Annotated in this window: 13 protein-coding genes and 1 riboswitch; of the genes, 7 read left to right on the top strand and 6 right to left on the bottom strand. The window is 45.5% G+C overall.

Going from position 1 to position 18,947, the window contains the following annotated elements:
• Positions 1-182: 182 nt before the first annotated feature.
• Positions 183-5,438 carry a M4 family metallopeptidase gene (locus ACSQ8P_RS04340; RefSeq protein WP_436234041.1) on the top strand — a complete coding sequence of 1,752 codons (5,256 nt, stop codon included), beginning with the start codon at positions 183-185 and terminating at the stop codon, positions 5,436-5,438.
• A 168-nt stretch (positions 5,439-5,606) separates the two neighbouring features.
• Here the strand turns inward: ACSQ8P_RS04340 and ACSQ8P_RS04345 are convergent, their stop codons facing one another.
• The 6 genes from ACSQ8P_RS04345 to ACSQ8P_RS04370 all read right to left on the bottom strand — a co-directional run bounded on the left by ACSQ8P_RS04345 (position 5,607) and on the right by ACSQ8P_RS04370 (position 11,485).
• Positions 5,607-5,924, bottom strand: a complete 318-nt coding sequence (locus ACSQ8P_RS04345) for a dehydrogenase (RefSeq protein ID WP_436234042.1) — start codon at positions 5,922-5,924, stop codon at positions 5,607-5,609.
• Between the two features lie 71 nt (positions 5,925-5,995).
• Positions 5,996-8,197 (bottom strand): MMPL family transporter, encoded by a 2,202-nt coding sequence (locus tag ACSQ8P_RS04350; RefSeq protein WP_436234043.1) that lies wholly within the window; start codon positions 8,195-8,197, stop codon positions 5,996-5,998.
• 74 nt (positions 8,198-8,271) lie between these two features.
• A complete protein-coding gene (locus ACSQ8P_RS04355) occupies positions 8,272-9,651 on the bottom strand; it encodes a sensor histidine kinase (RefSeq protein WP_436234044.1) in 1,380 nt (459 codons plus the stop codon).
• A complete protein-coding gene (locus tag ACSQ8P_RS04360; RefSeq protein ID WP_436234045.1) occupies positions 9,648-10,328 on the bottom strand; it encodes a response regulator transcription factor in 681 nt (226 codons plus the stop codon). Before ACSQ8P_RS04360 ends, ACSQ8P_RS04355 begins: the two co-directional genes overlap by 4 nt.
• A gap of 150 nt (positions 10,329-10,478) precedes the next feature.
• Complete coding sequence (locus ACSQ8P_RS04365; RefSeq protein WP_436234046.1) at positions 10,479-10,925, bottom strand: cupredoxin domain-containing protein; 447 nt, start codon at positions 10,923-10,925, stop codon at positions 10,479-10,481.
• A gap of 80 nt (positions 10,926-11,005) precedes the next feature.
• Positions 11,006-11,485, bottom strand: coding sequence for an HPP family protein (locus ACSQ8P_RS04370; protein ID WP_436234047.1), 480 nt, complete (start codon positions 11,483-11,485; stop codon positions 11,006-11,008).
• 112 nt (positions 11,486-11,597) lie between these two features.
• Between ACSQ8P_RS04370 and ACSQ8P_RS04375 the strand changes: the two genes are divergently transcribed.
• The 6 genes from ACSQ8P_RS04375 (at position 11,598) to ACSQ8P_RS04400 (ending at position 18,934) form a co-directional block, all read left to right on the top strand.
• Positions 11,598-12,512, top strand: coding sequence for a LysR family transcriptional regulator (locus tag ACSQ8P_RS04375; RefSeq protein WP_436234048.1), 915 nt, complete (start codon positions 11,598-11,600; stop codon positions 12,510-12,512).
• A 297-nt stretch (positions 12,513-12,809) separates the two neighbouring features.
• Positions 12,810-13,409 carry a DedA family protein gene (locus ACSQ8P_RS04380; protein ID WP_436234049.1) on the top strand — a complete coding sequence of 200 codons (600 nt, stop codon included), beginning with the start codon at positions 12,810-12,812 and terminating at the stop codon, positions 13,407-13,409.
• A 74-nt stretch (positions 13,410-13,483) separates the two neighbouring features.
• Positions 13,484-14,050, top strand: coding sequence for a thioredoxin family protein (locus ACSQ8P_RS04385; RefSeq protein ID WP_436234050.1), 567 nt, complete (start codon positions 13,484-13,486; stop codon positions 14,048-14,050).
• A gap of 20 nt (positions 14,051-14,070) precedes the next feature.
• Positions 14,071-14,694 (top strand): MBL fold metallo-hydrolase, encoded by a 624-nt coding sequence (locus ACSQ8P_RS04390; RefSeq protein WP_436234051.1) that lies wholly within the window; start codon positions 14,071-14,073, stop codon positions 14,692-14,694.
• Between the two features lie 296 nt (positions 14,695-14,990).
• Positions 14,991-15,275, top strand: coding sequence for a hypothetical protein (locus ACSQ8P_RS04395; protein ID WP_436234052.1), 285 nt, complete (start codon positions 14,991-14,993; stop codon positions 15,273-15,275).
• 141 nt (positions 15,276-15,416) lie between these two features.
• A riboswitch (cobalamin riboswitch) is annotated at positions 15,417-15,611 on the top strand.
• Between the two features lie 176 nt (positions 15,612-15,787).
• Positions 15,788-18,934, top strand: a complete 3,147-nt coding sequence (locus ACSQ8P_RS04400) for a DUF4430 domain-containing protein (protein ID WP_436234053.1) — start codon at positions 15,788-15,790, stop codon at positions 18,932-18,934.
• Positions 18,935-18,947 lie beyond the last annotated feature (13 nt).

The raw sequence follows: 18,947 nt of genomic DNA on the forward strand, positions 1-18,947 counted from the left end.
GGTAAGACCAATGCAGTTTGTTGCATTGGTCTTTTTACTTTCTTCTGGGTGATTCCGCTAGATTGATATAAAAATAATTTGTACTAGATTGCGCTCTATACTATAGTGTGTATAGATCCTAGCAATTTCCAATTCTAGCAATATATTTTTTAGTCGTTTTAATAGCCAAGGAGGATATTTAATTGAGATTTTATCGTATTATGCCAAAGCTTTATCTTTTTTTAGCTTTTTCGCTATTCTTTTCTAGCCTCGGACTCCAGAATATTGTATTTGCCTCTGAAATAGTCCAGCCTCAGTCGACAATTTCACAGCAATTAGAACCTATCCTATCCGACAAAATCCAAGCCCCAGCTCCTCGCATGTTACAAGGCAATCTATCAGGTGCTATTCGTAGTGATACAGAGATTTATAATTATCTCACGTCTCAAAAAAGTGTATTTGGCTTCACAAGCCCACAGAATGATCTGCAAATTCTAAAGAAAGATATAGATAAAGCGGGTCAAACCCACTATTTGCTTCAACAAAATTACAATGGTATTCCTATTTATGGTAAATATATGCGTGCTCATTTAAATACTGCACAATCTATATATGCCATTACCAATCAATCCAATTCCGAACTCAATTCACTCATACTTGATACTAATCCTACAATTAACGCCGATCAAGCCATTGAGAACTTGCACAAAGATATTGAAAACTCAGTAGGCTATTCTATTCAGTTGGGCGGCAATATTGGTCCAAGAAATTTAACCGAGCCTACATCGGAGCTTATTGTATATCCGTATCAAAACCAATATCTGCTTGCCTATCAAATAGATATCGAATATATCACTCCAACCTATAATCGTTGGGTTGGCTTTGTCGATGCCAAAACAGGAGTCGTTATTCATAAATTTAGTCGTCTGACGGAGATTAGTGCTGACAGTGCGTCTGGAACAGGGAAGGGCTACTATGGCGATTCAAAAACCTTGAACATTACACGTGACTCCGATGGTTATTATTCACTCGTTGATAAATCCAAACCGATGTATCGTATTGTAAATAACCAAGAAGACGGCGTTATTGCTACTTATGATTTTATGAAGCCGTTTGCGGGTCCGATATCTAGCTATTCACAGACGTTTAACGACCCGACAGCTGTAGACGCGCATTATTCTTCTAGCATTGTGTATGACTATTACAAGCAAAATTTGCAACGAAACAGCATTGACAATAAGGGGATGTCAATTGTTTCTGTTGTTAATGTAGGAGCGATAGATAATGCTTACTGGGATGGTTATGAAATGATGTATGGGGATGGTTCCCATGATTTCGCCTGCTTGTCTTGTGGTTTGGATGTGGTGGCTCACGAGCTTACTCATGGTATAACTGAATACACCGCAGGTTTGGAATACGCAGGTCAACCAGGAGCACTGAATGAATCTTTATCGGATATTATGGCAGTTGTTATTGATTCTGATGACTGGACGATCGGAGAGGATATTGGCGTTACGCAAGCGACATATGTGCTTCGTGATTTGAAGAGTCCTTCTCGCGGATTAACTGCCCAGCCTTCTCATATGAATGACTATCGAAATTTACCTCTTGATATTCAACACGACAACGGGGGAGTCCACATTAACAGTGGCATTCCAAACCATGCTGCTTATTTAATAGGAACCGGAATCGAGCAAATACAAGGACTTAATGGACAAGGAAAGAAATTGCTTGGACAGATTGCATATGACGCAATGACTTCTTATTTGACGCCAACTTCAGACTTCGCAGATGCGCGCGACTCTTTTGTTTTGGCTGCTGGCGACCTAACCGTAACCGCTGAACAAAAAGCAAGCATTATTCAAGTCGTCAAAAGCGCTTGGGCGGCTGTTGGCTTACCTTATACTAATGATGAGAATAATATCGTTTCTTTTTATGTACCCAATATGGTAGGAACTCCAATCATTGATAATACAGCACATACAGTTGATTTTACTGTTACTTATAGCTCATGTTTGAATGCTTTAGCGCCAAATGTTTTTCTATCACCTGGTGCGACAATCATATCAGGAGCATCCAGTTCGCAGGATTTTACCTCACCAGTTTCTTATACAATCCGATCTCAGAGCGGGCTTTCACAAGTGTGGACAATTAGGGGCGTAGCCGCAAATGCTGTCTCATTCGGTGATATTATTTCTTTATCTGTAAACGAACAAACGGGAGAAACATTAATTAATCCCGCAGCACACACCGCAACCTTCTACGTTGAAGGAAATACGGATGTCTCCGCCTTGATTCCTTATGTAGAGGTGTCACCTGGAGCCTCCGTTTCTCCCGCGAGTGGTACTCGTGTAAACTTTACGAATCCGGTAACATATACGGTTACGGCACAGAATGGTTCAATCGAACAGTGGACTGTGCGAGGAATTAAAGATTCGACCAGTCCTAAATTACTTGGTGCAGAATCTTCTTCACAAACGACAATTAATTTGTACTTTAATCAGGCAATGAATCCAAATACGATTAATTCAATTGCTAATTACGTGGTTGAACCACTAATTTCTTCCGCGCCAGCGGCTCAGATTAGTAGTTTAATCGTCGACAATACGGCTTCTAGAGTTACATTAACGGTAAGAAATCTCATTTCTGAAGTAGCCTATAAAATAACTGTGTCGGGTGCTAAATCGAGCAGTAACATCCCTTTGCGCCCTGATCGTAACGTCGGTTATGTACTGGTTGGGGATACCAACCCGCCTAACTTACTTACGGCAAGAGTTGATAATGATCAATTAGTTCTCACTTATGATGAATATGTCAGATACTACTATTCTTATAGTTCTGCTGGGTTTCAGGTTAAATTGAATGGCAAACAAATTGCTGTTAATAACGTAGAAGCAAATGCAAGAGCGGTTACACTGTATTTGGCACAAAAAGTAAGGCCTAGCGATTCGGTCGCCATTTCATATTCACAGCAATCAAATTCCAGCATAATAGTCGACTGGAATAACAATGCAGCTCCTGCTTTCAATGAATTACCCGTCATTAATCGGACTGTGGTATCACAGCCTGTAGGCGAGCCTAATAAATTTTATATCGACAATTCACTTAAGCAAGTTATTAAACACCCGTCTAAACCAGTGGTTTATTCCATTTTCAAAGGAGATACACATGTTGTTTCTGCCAATCTAGCAACTGGGGCAACTAAGATCGTAGAACTTGACTATCCTGCTGAGCGAATCTTCGCAACAGAGAATGAAGTTGTTGTCGCCTTAGCACATCAACCGCATAGTTCATACTGGTGGAACGAATTACAAACGGGGAGTTTGGCTATCCTAGATGGCGCTGACCTAAGGCTGAAGAATGAATTCCAGATTAGCATAGATCCGTTCGATTTAGTTGTTGATAATCAAGGAGTCATCTATGTTTCCTCTGGTTCCGGTCAATGGACATATTTTAATTCGTATTCCTCTGTAACGAAAAGCGTTTATGACTATGCAAACATTCGCCAAGCATCTTACCTGCAAATGAGTCCAAATATGAGCAAAATATATGCTATAAATACTGACGTCAGTCCTAGAGATATTCAGGCTTTCAACGTCAGTGACAAAGGCATATTCCTTGAAGGTCACTATTTTGGCGGTTATGATTCTCCCTATCATGGAGACTATGCGATGTCAACATTGATGCGCATCTCTCCTGATGGAAAGTATTTATTTAACGGAGCAGGTACTATCTTTACTAGTACATCCCAACAATCTACAGACATGAGATATGTTCGGACTATTGACTCATTCACCGATATTGCCTTTGATTTAGGGCAAGACCGCTTCTACACACTTAAGGATAATGTGTTAATCACATGGAAAAACAGCACGTTCGAGAAGCTGGGGCAGATTCAATTGAGTCAGCCTGTAACGAATATTTTGAGCAGTGGACAGTCTAATAAGCTATATCTAGTCAGTTCAGAATTAGGTGGTAAGCGTACATCCGTTACCACTTATACAATTCCTGTAGCTGCAACTTTGAATGCTATTAATGCTTCCACCCAATCCGTTGCTTCGGTAAATGGATGCGCAGCACCCGTTATCAACAAACCACCAGGAATCATTCCTGGTGGTCCAGGTGGCGGGGGAGGCTTTATGCCACCTGGTAATTCGAATCAGCAGCCAGGTTCAACACAAATTTTAGACAGTGATGCGATCGAAACGAAAACGATAATCGACAGTCAAGGCAAAAGTATACTTAGTGTAAAGCCCGATACTGACAAGCTTATGGATGCCATTCAATTAGCACTTACGGGTTCAATTGATGAAGCGGAAAAAAATAAGCAGTCTTCTATCCCCACTGTTAAGATGCCAATTGAAAACTTTGGAAATGGCATTCAAGTAGAGTTACCTGCACAATTCTTTATTGAAGCTGCCAAGCAAGCGCCAACTGCTGTTATTTCTATTCAATCCGGAGTTACTTCATTTGTACTTCCAGTTCAACTGCTTGCCAATTTAACAAGCGCTTCGGGTATTAACAGCAATACAAAAGACAAGAAGCTTACTATTAACGTTGAAAAGCCGGATAGTAATCTCAATGATCAAATTAAAAGTTCGATGGCATCGGAAGGATATTCGCCAATAAGTGATTCAATAGATTTCAAAATTTCAATAGTTGGTAACGGTAGCTCAGAGGAAATTTCCGACTTTAACGGGACATATGTCACGAGGTCGATTGCAATTTCTGGAAATGTTGATACTTCCAAGATTTCTGTATTAGTCTTTAACCCAGAAACGAATGAATCTACCTTTATTCCTGCTTTTGCTAGAAATGTAGATGGTCAAACAATTGTTGATATTACTTCACCTCATAATAGTATTTATACCGTTGTTCAAGCGTCCAAAACATTTAATGATATTGAACAGCATTGGGCTAAAACGGATATTGAATTAATGGCTTCCAAGAAAATTGTATTAGGATTAACAGAACAATCCTTTATGCCAGATAAACAGATCACACGAGCAGAGTTTGCAACGATTTTGATCCGTGCACTTGGTATTAACGTGATTGAAGAGAATTCCAAGTTTAATGATATCCTTGCAACCGACTGGTATGCTAAGTCAGTTAATGCAGCAGCGAGAGCAGGGTTAGTTTTAGGGTATGAGAACGGGCAATTTAATCCCAATGGCTCAATCTCACGTCAAGAGATGGCAGTTATGATTGGTCGTGCAATGAAGTATGCGAATACAGCTCAATCCATCCAGAATTCTGGACAAGATCAAAGCAAAATAAATTCCTTTACTGATCGAGGGGATGTTCCGAGCTGGGCTTCAGCAGATATTATTTCCTTACTAAACAATGGAATCATGGAAGGTGTAACTCAAGATTCTTTTGAACCTGGTTCTCTTGTTACTAGAGCGCAAGCTGTCACAGTGCTCAAACGAATGCTACAACATTTGAAATTCATTAACTAATCATTGGATTTACTACTTTATACGGAAAAGCCTGACGGGAAATTGCACCTGTCAGGCTTTTCTGTGTGCGCAAGCGCGTAGACCAGATCACTGCAAGCAGTACAAAATTACTCGAATGCTTTCAGGCTGCGCAATCCATAGTTCTTTACGGAACACCGAAGGCGGAGATTACCCGCCAAATGCGTCGCGAAACGCCTCATTCAAGCTCTCCAACTCCACGTTCCATATAGGAGCGACCTCGGGGGCAACATGTTCGCCGAACCAGTCGGCTAGCAATCGACGGTTGCTGCCATTCTCGACGATAAAAGGGAGATTCAGCATCACCTTTTTCACGTAAATGGTCTCGGCAGACTTGATTTGCTCGGGGGTGAGCCATATTTTTAACCGCTTAATGGTCCGATATAGCTCCTTGTTGCATGCTCTCCGAATGGCACGAGCGTTGGGGAGTTGCTGTTTATGTCGTTCACTTTGTTTCTGATACACCATACAGGGATCGACGCTCCTCTCTCTGATATGTGTATGCACAGAGAGGGCGGAGAGCGACTAGGGACAAGAACCTATTGCGCCCAAGTTCGTGGAGAATGCTTCACATCACGTGGTCTTAAATTGGTCATGAGTGCCGGTAACAGCATGCCTCGAACGAGAAAGGTATCGATGAGAATACCTGCCGCCATTGCGAACCCAAACAGGAGCAGCTCCTGCAAAGGCTGTGTCATTAAGACACAGAAGGTCGCTGCCAGCACGATGCCAGCCGAAGAGATGACGCCGCCAGTTAACGCCGCGCCGCGCTGAACGGCTACTCGCCATGGATGGCGCCGCGCTTCCTCTTGCACACGAGAGACCAAAATGATGTTATAGTCCACGCCTAACGAGATGAGAAAAATAAAGGTGTACACAGGCAGACGGTAGCTGAAGGCATCGTGTCCAAATCCGAAATGAAACACACTCCACACAATTCCCATCGTAGCCGCGTAGGACAGCAGCATGGTGGCCATCATAGTGAGCGCCAATCGAATGGAGCGGGCCTGCCAGATCAGCATAACGGTGATCAATAGTGTAATGAGTGAGAAAATAACTAACGTATCACGCTTATTCATCGTACGGACATCAAGCTGCTCGGCAGTTTGGCCTGCGTAATGCAGGGTGAACTGGCCAGGCTCGAAGCCACTCTGCCCAAGCATGGCATCACTATCCTTGCGTAAGCCGGAGATCACCTCAAGCGCCGCTTGATCATAGGGGTTCATCTTTAGGATTAGTTGAAGCTTCACCGTATGCTTAGGTAAATCGGCATTCTCAGAAGCTAACTGAGCGGGATCAGACACCGGCGTAAGGGAAATGATTCCCTCATGCCCCCGGATAAGTCCGGTCAGTGTATTCATTTTGCTAATAAATGCCTCATCCCAAACGATTTCTTTCTTCGACTCCAAAAGAACAGTGACTGGAGCTAATTGCCCAGGAGGAAACTGCGCCTCTAACGTGTCAAAGCCTTGTCTAGAAGAAATATCGCTAGGGAAGGATTTCATGAGATTAAACGAGTAGCGCATACCTAACGTAGATAGAGCAGGTGCTACCAGAACGATAATGAGCACAAGAGCGGTTATCCGTGGCTTGGTAGTAACGCGAGTACTTACCCACGCCCAGAAGCCGCGAGGCTCTTCATTCACAAGTCCGACATCCTCCGTACGTGGAATAAACGGCCAAAAAGCTCTCCGTCCAATCAAGGCAAACATAGCTGGGATTAACGTCAGCCCACCGAGCAAAATAACCACCATCGCAATTGAAAAGACAGGTGCAAAGTTATGATAGGGCTTGAACACAGCTGCGAATAACGTGAGCATGGCAATTAGCACGGTGCCGCCGCTGAAGAAAATCGGTTCAGCCACGTTGGAGAAAGCCTTCGACATCGCATCGTACTTGGAGTCCGTTGTCCGCAGGGCGGAACGATAGCGCGCAATGATAAATAAGCAGTAATCCGTCAACACGGCAAAAAGCAAGATCATCATGATGGAGAGGGACTGCTTCTCGACGAAAATCCAGCCCATCTTGCCTGCTAAGCCTATGACTCTATCGACGACGGCATACACCATGCCTGCGATAACCAAGGGTAACAAGGCCAACAGAGGGGATCGGTAAATGACGATTAAAATGATGAGAATGATCCCAAGTGTGGCGAGCATTAGCACAAAATCGGCCTTTTTGAAGAGCATAATGGTATCGGATGAGATGCCCGCGGGACCTGTGATGTCAAGCTTCATCGTCCCTAAACCAACCTCATCCGACGTTTGACGAATCTGTTCGAGCGTATCATAGACAGGACCAGATGCCAGATCCTTCTGGAGGGAGAGCGTTAACAAGAGCGTTGTACGATCTGCGGAAAATAAAAGCTCTTGCTGCGCGGCGGGCATTTGATGGAAGGGTGCAGAACGCGTGATGTATGGCGGTTTCTGATCAGAAGCCAGCCAAGCACTTATGCTAGTAATGCTGCTACGTTCAGCTTCCGTAATGGGTCGTTCGGAATGAAACACGAGGATGGCGGTTAAACCGTCTTGGGAAGGGTAGGCCTGTTGTAATAACTGTTCAGCTTTTTCAGACAGTGTATGGCCAGTTTGGCTGCCTTCACCACCGCTTTGGGCAACCTCTTTGGAAGATGGCGCAAACGCGCTTAATAAAAGGATGGCAGCTAGCCAGCTAATGAGTACGATTTTGACACCTTTGGCGCTGCTAACGAACTTGGCAAGACGTGTTAAAGCTTGTTTCATGGCAGGATCATTCCCCTCTCCTAAATCTATTTCGAATTGTAGGAGAGGAATATGAACGGATGATGAATACGAGATTACAATCGCGGCAGGTGGGCAGTGAAAGTCGTCCCTTTACCGAGCTCACTCTGCACATGAATACTACCACCGTGCAGCACGATGATTTTCTGAACAATCGATAAACCAAGGCCCGTGCCAGCACTGGCGCGGTTTCGGGACCGATCCGCTTTGTAGAAGCGGGTAAAAATATGAGGCAGTTCCGCCTCAGACATGCCAATCCCTGTGTCGCTGACCACGACAGTGATCTCCGTCTCTGATGACTGAATCGCAAGGTGTAACGAGTCATGATGACGAGCGTATTTGATGGCATTCGTAATGAGGTTAAGCCAAACCTGATGCATCAATTGGTGGTCGGCTGAGACGGTTGTTTCTGGAAGATCTAATTCAATCGTTAAATCTTTCTCCGACCATTGCCACTCCGTGTGAATGAGAATTTGACGGATTTGTTCATCCAACCGGTACAAAGTGCGCTTAAGTACATGACTCTCTTTATCTAATGAGGCTAGTGTTAGGAGCTGTTTACTGAGAGAGGACAATCTTTTGCTTTCGTCTAAAATGATATGAAGATAGCGTTCCTTCTCCTCCTCGGAGGTCGTCTGATCCAATATGGATTGGGCGAAGCCCTGAATCGAGGTTAACGGAGATTGGATTTCATGCGAGACATTGCCCACGAATTCTTGCCGCATATCTTCAACCTGTTTGAGCGATTGCGCCATGTAGGCGAAATCTCGCGCTAACTCCCCGATTTCATCCTGACGGGAAACGTCCATCTTCATTTCGTAGCTCCCGCCAACGATCCGTCTCGTAGCTTCTCGCAATTTTATGACAGGCTTCACGATGAATTGGGAGAAAATAATGATAAGAACGATGCTGAACAGGAAGGTAAGTCCGAGCAGAAAAGCCATCAGCACGCGCACGCCGCCGATCTGCTGTTCCAGATTAGGCCGAACAAACAAGGCATACGTTTTCCCCTGCACCTGAACAGGGACACCGATGCTGTTGCGCAGGCTATTTTCAAAATAGCCGATCACCATCAGAACATGCCGCTCCTGTAGCATCCCACGGTACGTTTCTCCCGCTAAAACACGCTGAATCTGTTCCGGATCGAACTGCGTATGTTTATATGGCGTCCCATAGAAGGTCCCTGTCATCTGGTCATTCACGACATACAGCTGGAACCCCATATTGGCGATATGAGTGAAATAAGTGGCAGGCTCTACATTGGGCATTTCTTCATAAAGAGATCGAATTTCCGTCGTGATTTTCCAGATTTGTTCTTCGTTCTGATCCCTTAATTTCGTTAGATAATACCAGTTCGAAAGAAAGAGTGCGAGCACGGAGCTGACCATCGCGATGAGAATAAATGTAACAACGATGCGAAAATATAATGTTTTCACCCTTCCGTCACCTCAAGCTTGTAACCAAGTCCTCTCACCGTCGTAATCATAAAGTCACTTGTTTTCTCATAAAAACGCTCCCGCAGTCGCTTGATATGAACATCGATGGTTCGGCTGTCACCCTCATAATCTGTGCCCCACAGCATGTGAATCAGTTGCTCACGTGTGAAAATACGCCCTGGGTAACTCGCCAATTGGGCGAGCAGCTGAAATTCTTTGAGCGGCAGCAGCAGCGATTCACCTGCGATCGTGACTTCATAGCTTTTGCGATTGATGACAGTATGACCAAGTGTAATCATCTCCGAGGAAACCAGCTGGTATCGCCGCAATAAGGCGCGCGCTCGGAAGAGCAGTTCCTTCGGCTCGAACGGCTTTACCAAGTAATCATCGGTGCCGGAGGCATAGCCTCGCTCTTTATCTTCCATGTCTCCTTTGGCTGTCACAAGAAGAACTGGAATATCGTAGTGCTCGCGGATTTCAGCGCACAGCTCCAAGCCGTCACGCAGCGGCATCATGACATCAACAACAGCGAGATGGATTTGTTCCGTTTCCAGCAGTCTCGAAGCTTGTTCACCGTCACTTGCTTCAAAGACAGCATAACCTTCTTTGGAAAAGAGGAAGCGCATCAGTTCGCGTATATGGGCATCGTCATCGACGACGAGTACATGTGTTTTCAAAGGGGAAGCACCTTCTTCGTTGAGAATCAATTGAGCTTGGCCTCAGTGTAAACGAAAAAAAACCTTAATGCCACTTCTGGTATCGAGCCGCCTGATGATGACGATTCGAGGTCGTAGAAGGAGGACTTAAGGTTTCGCTGGAGAGGTCTTTTAATAGACCTCGATATAGCCGATCATCGGACCATTATGGGCCATATCGGTATGTGTCATACAGATGAGTCGATACGTACCCGCTTGGTTGGCGGTGAAATGAACGATGGTTTCTTTTCCTTTTTTGATTTCACCGGTGATATTAAGTCCTTCGATGAAAAAGGGGTGACTTTCGCCATTGATACCGAGGATGCTGAGCTTGATGTGCTCGCCCTTCTTTACGGGAATTGAGCCTGGGTCCCAGCGATAGGCTTCAATTGTTTTGCCATCAGCGGTAGTTGATTTGAACTCTCCAACAACCATATGAATGGTGCGTTCAGATGTGGGTTCGCCTAAGGTTGGCAGGATGGTTTCCCGATTTAGATACAGCCAACCGATAAGAAGGAGTAGAAGTGCGGCTGCTAGCTGAACGACGTGCTTGCGTTTGATAATCCATACTCGGGACATAGGGTCCGCCTCCATTACAAGGGTCTTGTACATCTTATGCGGAGGCTTGTCAGCGCATGAATTGGATTTGTACGGCGATGTTACCACCACTTCGTGGGGTACGGGGTTTTGGTTGCCCGGTGATACCCCAGGGCAACGAGCACGATCAGCGCTGCGCCGAGCAGCACCGGTGTGAGCAGGAAGCTCCAGCCGGCGCCCGTGAGCATCACGAGCAGCGGGTCGGCGCCTGCGGGCGGATGCAGCGTGCGCGTCAGCTGCATGAGCGTGATGGCGGCGCCGACCGCGAGGGCGAGGCTCCACGCGTGCACGCCGAACGCGGTGAGGGCGCAGAGCCCGACGAGCGTGCTCAGCACGTGGCCACCGATGAGACTGCGGGGCTGGGCGAGCGGGCTCTGCGGGAGGGCGAAGGCGATGACGCAGGAGGCGCCGAAGGGCGCCATCAGCAGCGAGATGCTGACGAGGTCACCGAGCAAGCTGCACAGCAGGATGGCGAGGAAGCCGCCGATGCCGGGAACGAGCTTGAGGAGCAAAGGGGAAAGCGAACGAAGATGAGTCATCATGGAGGGCCTCTTTTCATCGTAATATCTCTGATGGTATCATGAGTTTATATATTTGAATAACGAATGATTCCGATATTTGATATTCGATAATTCGATAGGTGGTGGTTCTCCTATGTTAGAACAGCTGGATGGTCGAAGCATGAAAACCTTCGTTACAGTGATGGAGGAAAAGAGCTTCAGCAAAGCGGCTCAGAAGCTTGGTTATGTGCAGTCCACTGTCACGATGCATATTCTGCAGCTGGAGCAAACCTTAGGACAATCGCTCTTTACACGGTTGCCGCGCGGGGTTGAATTGACAGTGGCTGGCCGAGAGGTGGCACCTTTTGCGTATCGCTTCTTGCAGTTGGGAGAATCCTTGCAGGAGAAATTAACGGGCTTGCAGGAGCCCAAAGGCGTGGTGCGCCTGCGTGCGCTGGAATCATTCTGCGTCCCGCATCTACCAATGATGCTGCCGTCGTTGTTCGAACGGTTCCCGCACATCCAGCTGCAGCTGGAAACAGGCTTTCAACGTGACATTATTCAGGAGGTATCGGCGTACCGCGTAGATTTAGGCATCGTGCCGCGTGACCCTAAGGTACGAAATCTCTCTTTTATCCCACTGCTCGCGGATGAATTGGTGTGGGTAGGGGCACCGGCGCTAGTGAAGCGCATCGAGCTGGAAGGCTGGGAAGCGATCGCACAGACACAGGTCATCGGCTTTGGCAGCCGCTGCATTTATCAATCGTTGGCCTCTCAGGTACTGATGACGGACAAAGGGCTTGCTACTTTTACCGAAATGGCCTTCGATAGCACGGAAATGCTCAAACAGACGATGATGTGCGGCATGGGACTTTCCTTGCTGCCTGTCACCTCCGTTCAGAAAGAGCTGGAAGCGGGTCAGCTGCTTCGCGTTGCGTCGGAGACAGCGATCCCGTTGGAACACGGGCTGATTCACCGCGCCGGCAAAGAGCTCAGCGCACCTGTAGAAGCTTGTAAATCGCATATCTTGGCGTATTTCAACGATGAGTTGCATACAAGTAGAGGATAGCAGCCTGTCTATGATAGAATGTGGAGGAGAAGGCAAATACAGACCCCTCATAAAGGAAATTGAAATCATTTAACGGGAAAATCTACAGCTAATTATGAGAGTTTTAACTGGAAAAGTAGATTACATGGAAAATATCCAGCTATTTAGCGGTTTTTAGGTGATTTAGAGGCGAACGGTCGGGGTTAGATGGAGAAATTCCAGTTAATCTCTTGTTTTACGCCTATTTGTAAAAATTAGATGTAGTTTTTCCAACTAATGTATGTGGTGATGAAAAGTGAAGCGAAGAGAGGGCTACGGATGAGTGAGTTGATTCATAGTGTTTTAGTGTATTTGGAAGGCTTGGGGTACTGGGGGATTTTCCTTGGACTCATGTTAGAGGTCATTCCGAACGAATTGCTTTTAGCCTACGCAGGGTATCTCGTATCCAAAGGTCAAATTAACTTCGTAGGTGGCATGGTTTGCGCGGTCGTCGGGGGGACTTTGGCCCAAATCGTACTATATTGGATCGGGCGTTATGGCGGCAGGCCTTTTCTGGAGAGATATGGCAAATACCTGCTGATCAGCAAGCATCATATCGATGTGGCGGAAAGCTGGTTTAATCGGTACGGCACGGGGATGATTTTTACAGCGAGATTTATTCCAATTGTGCGTCATGCGATCTCATTGCCAGGCGGTATGGCGAAGATGCCTTTGGGAAAATTTTCTCTGTACACGGCTTTAGCTCTAGTTCCTTACTCGTTTCTGTATATTTATTTGGGCATGAAATTGAAGGATAATTGGGAGACGATTGGCGAATATGCAGGGCCTTATATTAAACCTTTGATTATCGCTGCGGTCGTGCTGACGATTCTGTATGCGGGCTATCAATTTTATCTCAAAAGAAAAACGAAAGTCTAGTGGTCGATTTGGCGGATTCGTTTGCTTTTGTTACAATGAATGAGAATATGGATGATCTTGGGAGGATGAAATCAATGAGCACGAATCTTGCTAGTAAGCTGCGCACAGGCTTGAAGCCACAACAGTTTATTGACGGTATGGAGAAAAATAAAGAGCAATTCCTAGCGTATTATGATGGCTTCGCTTGGGACAATGAAGAGGATAAGGAATATTTCGAATCCCTGAATAATCGTGACGATCTTCGTTGCTTGATTGTTGCTGCTGACTGGTGTGGCGATGTTGTTCGCAACGTGCCTGTTGTTTTCAAGGCTTTGGAAAATAGCGGCGTTCCGACGGAAGTTCTGATTATTGAGCAAAATTATGACGTGATTGATCAGTTCCTAACAGGTGGCGGACGTGCTATTCCGATTGTTATTTTCACGGATACAGGCGGTTTCGTGCTTGGACACTGGGGACCTCGTCCGAAGAACGTGCAAGCGGTTATGACGCAGTTCAAGAAAGAAAATCCAGATCGCGATGCGGCAGATTATAACGAAAAAATTCAAGTAGCCAGAGCCGAAATGGGCCGTCAATATGGCGAAGGTAACGGATATCATGCTGTTATTGTGAAGGAACTTCGTTCATTAATCGAGTCGTTCTAAAAGGTGAAGGTGGCATCACGATGATTAACATTCAATCTTTCGTTCTGGGTCCGGTTCAGACAAATGCCTACTTACTGTCGAATCCAGAGACGAATCAAGGTATTATTATCGATCCCGGTATGAATCCGAAGTCGCTGATCAAAAAAATTGCCGACATGGATATCGTCGCTATTCTACTGACGCATGCGCATTTTGATCACATCGGTGGTGTAGACGAGATTCGTAAGCTCAAGGGCTGCCCCGTGTATATTCACGACCTGGAAGCCGATTGGCTGACGAATCCGAAGAAGAATGGTTCAGCTCGCTGGCCCGATCTCGGCGCTCCGATTGTGACTGATCCAGCAGAATTCGCTTTGGATGAAGGACAAACGCTTGAGTTCCTGGGCATCCAGCTTAAGGTGTTCCACACCCCAGGCCATTCGCCAGGGAGTGTGAGTTTCCTGTATGACAATCACCTGTTCAGCGGTGATGTGTTGTTTAAACTTTCGGTTGGTCGTACAGACCTCCTCGGTGGAGACAATAATACCCTGCTGGATTCCATTCAGGATAAGCTGTTCCTGCTGGATGACGATGTCATCGTCTATTCCGGGCACGGCGCCAAGACGACGATCGGCTTCGAACGTGAGAATAACCCATACGTGTAAGAAGATTAGGACTGCTCCCTCTGATGAGGGGGCGGTCCTTTTTGTATATGGATGAGAAAGTGGAGATGTAGCTGCTGTAAGTCGAAATAATCGACTATATCCTGATTATGCTCGTTCGCCCATGATACCCACCCAATTTATTTATAAACTGGGTATTTACCGTGTTCAACGTAGGTGGTTCCCCATAGACTGATGTTGTAAGCTATTCACCCAACTTCAACAATAACAATTCTGTTTAGCCCGTTTATGTACGTGAAAGGTCCCGATAGGGAAAATACCAAGGAGGTGCTCTTTTTATGGAATATGTAAAAGTTCCGAATTACCCAATGCAGCCAATGCCAATGCCAATGCCAACCCCGATGCCAATGCCTACTCCGCTTCCAGCGCCAGCGCCAATTATGCAACAACCAATGCACAATAACATCCACCTGCACGCGTCCTACCAACAAACTGAATTTGTATTCCCGAAACCGGTCCACACGCAAGCTGTTGCTTGTCCTCCGAAAAACAATTCAGCCGCTAGTATCCTAGTACTTTTCATTTTGCTAGTTATTATTACGCGCAGCATTTGTAAATATTAATTTACGGATTGCACGGGTAAAAAGAGAGGTAATCCCACGGGGCCTATGGGTCTTGGTGGGGTTGCCTTTTTGAGTTTGCGAAAAAAAAGGATTGTCTATTACGTTGAAGTCATGTACAATTCGTCATGATTACAGACAATTTCATAAACTAGCTTAATAGGTGCTCTCCGCTGAATCTAGCGGAAGCTTAAAAGGGAAGTTCGGTTGAAATCCGATGCGGTCCCGCCACTGTAACGCTGAGCTAACAATCATAGCCACTCTCGATAACACGAGGGGAAGGAGATTGTACAAGCGATGAAGCGAAGCCAGGAGACCTGCCTGATAAGTATTTTATTTTTTTTCTCACGAGGATGGGAGGAAGATGTTTCTTTGCATTTGCCAAAAAGAATGGTTAATCGTTGGATTAACACGATTCTTACAAAGACATCTTTCCTCTGGAACTCGGGGAAAGGTGTTTTTTTCGTTTATCCACTATTTTAAGGAAGATGAAGGTGATTGGTTTGTTCCGTTTGATGAAAAAAGGTGTTTCAGCACTATTAAGTTTGGCTCTCATTACTTTATTACTCGTCCCACAAGCTGCGAGAGCAGTCGATGCAAATCCAAGTACGAAATTGGATACCATGATCTCGGATACCGTCTCATTTTATGAGCAAAATCGGCCTGAACTCAATTCTTGGTGGCAGATGGTGGCGCTATGGGGAGCTGGGGAAGATCTGCACAATAGCAAATGGACGCTGCCTTCTTGGGAACAAAGTGATCCTGGCGATTTACTAGAAACAGACAGCAGTACATACCATATCAATTTAATATTTGGCCTGTTGGCCATGAATCTGGATCCTTCCCATGCATGGGAAACGGATCGTAATTTGTACGCAGAGTTAGCAGCTCAGCAAAATCCATCAACAGGTTCCTTCGGAGGTTCTAATCGACAGATTTGGACGATGCTTGCTCTTGATACAGGCAAGAAAAGGGGACATAACGTTGGGAGCTGGAACGATGCGGCCAAAGAAAAAGCGTTAAGTTATTTACTTAGCTTACAGTTGTCTGATGGCGGGTTTGCTTTCTTTGGAGATGAATCAGATACAGACATTACAGGGATGGCGCTGCTTGCACTTGGCAATTATCAATCCAATAGTGCTGCAGTAACTGCGACCAACCGTGCCAAGGCTTTATTGAAGCAAAGACAATTAGCTAATGCTGGGTTTGATTCCCCAGGTCAATGGGGCAATGGAGACAACTCCAACAGTTGGGCCACATCGGTATCAGGTCTGGTTGCAGTTGGAGAAGACATGTTGTCCGCAAATTGGGTCGTCAATGATCATACTGTTGTTGATGCCGTTTATAGCTTCCAGTTGCCAAATGGAGCTTTTTCTTGGAAAGTAACGCCGCCAAGCCAAAACTTGATGGCAACGGAGCAAGTATTAATTGCTCTCACGGATATTCAGCAGGGTAAATCAGTTTGGCAGCGTTTTGCGGATAAGCCAAATCTAACTACCGTAAAAATAAACGTTAATGGCATTAACAGTTCGATACTTCCACAGCAGTCGATAACTGCAGCAGTCTATGGCAGCCAGCCGACAGCCATGGATGCTTTGAAGCAAGCGCTAGAGAAGTCTAACATTAACTTTGTCATTCAAAACAGTAGTTATGGTCCCTATCTCTCCTCAATAGCAGGTCAAACAGCAGGAAGTCTTGGCGGATATGATGGTTGGATGTATAAAGTGAATGGTAATTCACCGCAAGTCGGTGCAGCAGATTATATATTAAATGACGATGATGTCGTTACGTTTTATTACGGCCGTTGGCCTTCCATTGCGATCGCTTCGAATGCGAACATCGGAAATCTTAACCCTAGTTTGCAGATTAAGCTAGTTGGCGATACGTTCACCTCTGGTGCCAATATGGCAGCGAATTGGAGCTTCGATCCTGGCACTACGGGTTTGACGATTGATCATGTAACGCAAGAAAGCAATCAACAAGATATTGTGATTACTTTTGCAGGTCAAGGTCATCAAGGGACTCTAAAACTCCAAGCATTGCCAGCCGCATTGGTTAGTAACTCGGCAAGTAACAAGTTGACCATTCATAATGTGAGCACTTCGAGTGATCAGATCGTCAATGTTGGCGCGAGTGAGTCCAACGTATCCTTCTCAACGGATGACAATGACCAAGCAACGAACAAAATTACACTTTCTTTCACGGCAACAGCTTTGCCAGAGGTTATTGCTAAACGAGGCAATACGGAATTGGACATACCGGCTTACACGAAAGTTACATCAGCTGCATGGAATAATGAGATTCAATTGCCAAGAATTCTGAACACAACCGATAACACCGTAACGAATAAAGTGAACGGAGTACTTACCAACAGCGGTAGTAAGCTGGACAGTATCGATTCACGCATTAAGGTGGGCGGTGATAGCCGCATCCAGTTTAATCAACATGTAACACTTAAATTGAAGGGGATGGGTGATCGAAATGCCGGTTTCATAGATGAAAACGGTAATTTTACCGCAATCCCCAAATATGACAATAGCAATTATCGAAACGATGATGTTTATGCTTACAGCGAGAATGGCGACTTAATTATTAAAACGAAGCATTTCACGGAGTTTCTAGCCTTTAAATCGACGTTAGTAACTGCGCCTGGACCTGGTGGATCGGGACCTAGTACCACACAAAAGGTTACACTCTCTGTTGAAAAACGCTCACTGGGTGAAGGAGATATCATTGCTCCTATAACTGTTACTTTACAGTCTGGTGATACAGCTTTCACACTGCTGCAACGAGTACTTGATTCCCAAAGTATAGCTCTGTCTTATACAGGTTCTGGTGCAAGCCTCTATGTACAATCGATTGATCACTTAGGGGAGTTTGACAAAGGGCAGCTAAGCGGATGGATGTACGCTGTGAATGGCACTTTTCCAAACTATAGTGCTGGTTCTTATACGTTACAAAATAACGATGTTCTTCGTTGGCAGTACACGAAAGATCTTGGGAAAGACATTGGTAATGCCTATACCCCGCCAGTAGGGGGAGGTAGTGCTAACCCTAATAACCCTAATAATTCTAATAACCCCGATAAGCCTGCGGAGCCTACAGAAGAAATCAAAAATACACTGGCTGCAGAATATGAAGATGCTGTTGCTATTTCCAGTTGGGCACAGGAAGCGGTGGCCAAAGTCACTACTTTGAGGTATATGGAAGGAACTGGAACTAAATTCGAGCCGAAACGCGAATTAACGAGAGCAGAGTTTGCTGCGCTCATCGTCCGTTATACAGGAAGTGAGTTAGTAAGCGGTGAGTCAGATTTTGAGGATGTTAGTACAGAAGATTGGTATTTCAAATATATAGTAACCGCGAAATCTAAGGGATTGATCACAGGGATTTCAGCCCATGCCTTCGCACCGAATCAAATGATTTCCAGACAGGAAATGGCTGTAATTCTTGGCCGTGTACAAGGCGTATCCACGGAGGGGCAGCAAGCAGCTGTCCTAAAAGACCAATCACTCGTTGCTGAATGGGCATTACCTTACATCAATCAAGCCATTAAATCGGGATTAATGACAGAGGATAACGGATATTTCAACCCTTTGCTACCTGTAACCAGAGAGATGGTCGCAGTGGTTATCTTGAGACTGCACGAGCAGAAAAAGTAGAACTAACTTTAGC

Origin of the sequence: Paenibacillus sp. LjRoot153, from assembly GCF_964253085.1 — a bacterium.
Classification (GTDB): domain Bacteria; phylum Bacillota; class Bacilli; order Paenibacillales; family NBRC-103111; genus Paenibacillus_E.

Excerpts from the sequence above, each read along its gene's own strand:
- ACSQ8P_RS04345 (WP_436234042.1), bottom strand. The coding sequence starts at position 5,924 with ATGGTGTATCAGAAACAAAGTGAACGACATAAACAGCAACTCCCCAAC.
- ACSQ8P_RS04350 (WP_436234043.1), bottom strand. The coding sequence starts at position 8,197 with ATGAAACAAGCTTTAACACGTCTTGCCAAGTTCGTTAGCAGCGCCAAA.
- ACSQ8P_RS04365 (WP_436234046.1), bottom strand. The coding sequence starts at position 10,925 with ATGTCCCGAGTATGGATTATCAAACGCAAGCACGTCGTTCAGCTAGCA.
- ACSQ8P_RS04370 (WP_436234047.1), bottom strand. The coding sequence starts at position 11,485 with ATGATGACTCATCTTCGTTCGCTTTCCCCTTTGCTCCTCAAGCTCGTT.
- ACSQ8P_RS04375 (WP_436234048.1), top strand. The coding sequence starts at position 11,598 with ATGTTAGAACAGCTGGATGGTCGAAGCATGAAAACCTTCGTTACAGTG.
- ACSQ8P_RS04380 (WP_436234049.1), top strand. The coding sequence starts at position 12,810 with ATGAGTGAGTTGATTCATAGTGTTTTAGTGTATTTGGAAGGCTTGGGG.
- ACSQ8P_RS04385 (WP_436234050.1), top strand. The coding sequence starts at position 13,484 with ATGAGCACGAATCTTGCTAGTAAGCTGCGCACAGGCTTGAAGCCACAA.
- ACSQ8P_RS04390 (WP_436234051.1), top strand. The coding sequence starts at position 14,071 with ATGATTAACATTCAATCTTTCGTTCTGGGTCCGGTTCAGACAAATGCC.
- ACSQ8P_RS04395 (WP_436234052.1), top strand. The coding sequence starts at position 14,991 with ATGGAATATGTAAAAGTTCCGAATTACCCAATGCAGCCAATGCCAATG.
- ACSQ8P_RS04400 (WP_436234053.1), top strand. The coding sequence starts at position 15,788 with ATGAAAAAAGGTGTTTCAGCACTATTAAGTTTGGCTCTCATTACTTTA.